Raw genomic sequence first — 3,159 nt, 5'->3', positions numbered from 1 at the left:
GGGGTGGTCCCTTTAGGTGATGACTAAGTGGTCCTATTAGAGTGCTGAATGACAACTTGTACTTTTTTCCCACCGCATATGACGCAAGAGCTAGAAAAATTGGGTATCAATCTAACCACCTGTAAAGAGTCTATTTCTAAAACAAATCCAAGATTTATTGAACTTTTCAAAAGCCCGGAAGATGAAGAATCGGCTGTGCAATTGGAACTACGCGAACCGGTTAACTCTTTGATGTTAAAATTTGCTTATGGTCGTATGGTTAATATCCTTCAAGAGCAACTACAGATACCTATTGCTCAAGTAAAAATTAACTATTCTTCTTATAACCAAAAAAATACTGATGAATGTGTCGTTTTTGCAATACAAAACAAAATTGACTTTATTGAAAACAATTCCTCTAAGTTCGAATCTGCATTGGAAACTGGCACTCGCTTAAGAGCAGAGCAAGCTATATTAGCTTATTTGTTACAAAAAGCACCTCAAATTCCTCATGCTGATGAACAAACATCTAAAGATTATAATTTTAATTATCCGGTGAGTGAGTGGTATCCTAATTACTCCGAGGTTTGTGGCTATCTGGATGAAGCAATTTCTAATTTAGAATTTTCTGATTTGAGTAAATTATTTCTTGCTACTGAATTAGATGATGAATTGAGCCTATCCTCTTCCTTTAAAAAACTATTACTACGCCAAATGAGTTTGAAAGCCAAACCAGAAGATTATGTAGAAATACCCTCATGGTTATCTGAACAAGAAGCTGAAATGCAGCAACAAATTATGGCACCACAAATCCTTTATAGAAAAGATACCCATACTTTATTCTGCTCGAAGAGAGTGCAATTGCAACTAACACCAGAAGATAAGGGTACATTTGCTTTGTCCTTCAAGGTTAACTACTAGATTTTCATAGCCTGTATTAGACAATCTAATATAGGCTGCATTTAGTCCTAAAGAGCCCCACTTTCTTCTAGGTGTACCCCAAAGTGTACCCGAGAATTTTTATTACAAAGGGAGTTTACTGTAACTCATTGATTCTATTGGTCGGGACGGAAGGATTTGAACCTTCGACCACTAGCACCCCATGCTAGTGAGTATCAATATCAAAAAATATCTTTTAAATTCAATTAAAACCAACAGCCATTGTAAATAAAGGCATATTTTCCTCTTGTATATTTCAAATAATATCATAGAATATTATTCAAGAACAGCAAAAGTGGTACCAAAATAGGTACCAAGACTTATAAGGGATTGCCATGAAATTTACTGACAACTTCATTAAGAATCTTCAACCTGAATCTGATTGGCTTGAAAAAATAGAGGCATCAGGATTGGGAGTTAGAGTAACACCAAGTGGAAATAAATCCTGGTTTTATCGTTTTACCCTGAATGGAAAGCGATCCAAAATGTCGCTAGGGAAATATCCTGAGATAAGCCTTAAAGAAGCAAGAGAGCTATTATTCCAGACGCAAAAACTGAAAGAAAATGGTATAAATCCAATTGAGTATCAAAAACAGGAAAAATTAAAAACCCAAAATACTATCGAACTTATAATTCGTACCTGGTATGAAGGTTATATAGAAAAAAACAGGAAACAACCATTACAGATCAAGCAACAAATAGAGGCTGATATTATCCCTCTTTTAGGTAATAGAAATCCGGAACAATTACATCCTCGTGATATTACAAGAGCTTTAGATACCATAGTAAACCGTGGATCACCAGTGCATGCCAATAAGGTTTTAAGCACCCTAAAACAAGCGTTTAACTATGCTGTGAGCCGAGGAGATATGTCAGCAAATCCTGCCGCTGGCATTAGGGCAAGAGATATTGGCGGACTTGAAAAACCGCGCGAGCGTTATTTGACAGTTCATGAAATAAAAGCGCTTTGGTGTTTTTTAGAAGGTGATGCAAGTAAAATATCTCTGTCCATTCGCACTGCAATCAAAATCATTCTTTTAACGGGCGTGAGAACTGGTGAAATATTATTAGGTACTTGGAATGAAATCAATTTTGAGCAATCTCTATGGACTATCCCTGCAAATCATAATAAAAATGGTTTGGCTATGAAAATTCATCTGACTCCTCTTGCTAAACAATTATTTAAAATGCTTCAAGAGCAAAGAACATCAAATTTCATTATTTCCAATTTTAAAAATGGTGAAGCATTATCTGATAAAGCCATTGCAAAAGCCGTTAAAAGAATCCAGGAACGGGTCGCTATCCCCCAATGGACACCTCATGATCTACGAAGAACATTTGCAACACTTATGGGTGAAGTACTGCATGTAGACCCTGTTGTAGTAGAAAAATGTCTTGGCCATAAAATGCCCAAGATAATGGCTACCTACAACAGAAATGAAATGTTGCTCCAAAGACAAGAGGCATTAGAAAAATGGTCGTCATTTATTGAAAACATAATTAAAAACGACGTATAGCATTAAGCACTATATCCAACTTGTCAGTATGATCTCACATAAAAATTAGCGTACTCCCTTTCGGTGTTTCAAATCCAAGGGTATCGATTTAGATTCAAATCTGCCTTAATCTTTAAAATGTATATTTATCTTTGATTTCCCACACATCACTTTATTCGCATAAGACGTCAAATAAACAATATTTGACCTAGACTCATTTTAGTTTTGGTCTTAGATCCCAAATAATCCTTTGACAGACACAAGCCAAACCTCCTGTATTACTTAAATATTGCAATTTTAATTAGACAGAAACAGCGATTAGTCTCAATCCCATTTAAAACGACGCTTAATCTTATAATATTACAGTAATTATTGCTCTTACCTTGAGCCACTTAAACATTGATACACGTATATTATCACAAGAGATACACGAGAAACGATACAGCACAATAATGTTTGATTTTCGCGCATAAAAATTTAATTAAATGAGTACGTTAGTACAAAAATCAAGATCACATGCCTCGCAATACTGTTCCTTTTTAGGACATCATGATAAAATGCGCGCACTTAGAGCCGATGGAAATCAGTATGAGCCTTCCTTTAGATGACACAACAAATCCTCTCTATCAACAGTCTGTTGTAACCCAGATAAACCGAATCATCAATTGGCAACAGCATTTTCCCTCTGCGCACGCCCTGTTTTCGCTTACGAAGCACTACACAAAAAAAGATATTGTTGCCGCAT

The 3,159-nt window shown here is 35.8% G+C and carries 2 protein-coding genes; both read left to right on the top strand.

Annotation, left to right across the window (positions count from 1 at the left end; translation table 11 throughout):
• Positions 1 to 48 precede the first annotated feature (48 nt).
• On the top strand, positions 49 to 900 hold the full coding sequence (locus Q0495_RS06925; RefSeq protein WP_298624375.1) for a hypothetical protein: 852 nt from the start codon (positions 49 to 51) through the stop codon (positions 898 to 900).
• A gap of 353 nt (positions 901 to 1,253) precedes the next feature.
• On the top strand, positions 1,254 to 2,435 hold the full coding sequence (locus Q0495_RS06920) for a site-specific integrase (protein ID WP_298624373.1): 1,182 nt from the start codon (positions 1,254 to 1,256) through the stop codon (positions 2,433 to 2,435).
• The last annotated feature ends 724 nt before the right edge of the window (positions 2,436 to 3,159 follow it).

Origin of the sequence: uncultured Legionella sp. (assembly GCF_937871865.1) — a bacterium.
GTDB lineage: Bacteria > Pseudomonadota > Gammaproteobacteria > Legionellales > Legionellaceae > Legionella.
Note: the sequence above shows the minus strand (reverse complement) of the source record. Positions and strands in the feature narration are given on the sequence as shown.

What these genes read in the sequence shown, in the direction of transcription:
- Q0495_RS06925 (WP_298624375.1), top strand. Translation starts at nt 49, where the DNA reads ATGACAACTTGTACTTTTTTCCCACCGCATATGACGCAAGAGCTAGAA.
- Q0495_RS06920 (WP_298624373.1), top strand. Translation starts at nt 1,254, where the DNA reads ATGAAATTTACTGACAACTTCATTAAGAATCTTCAACCTGAATCTGAT.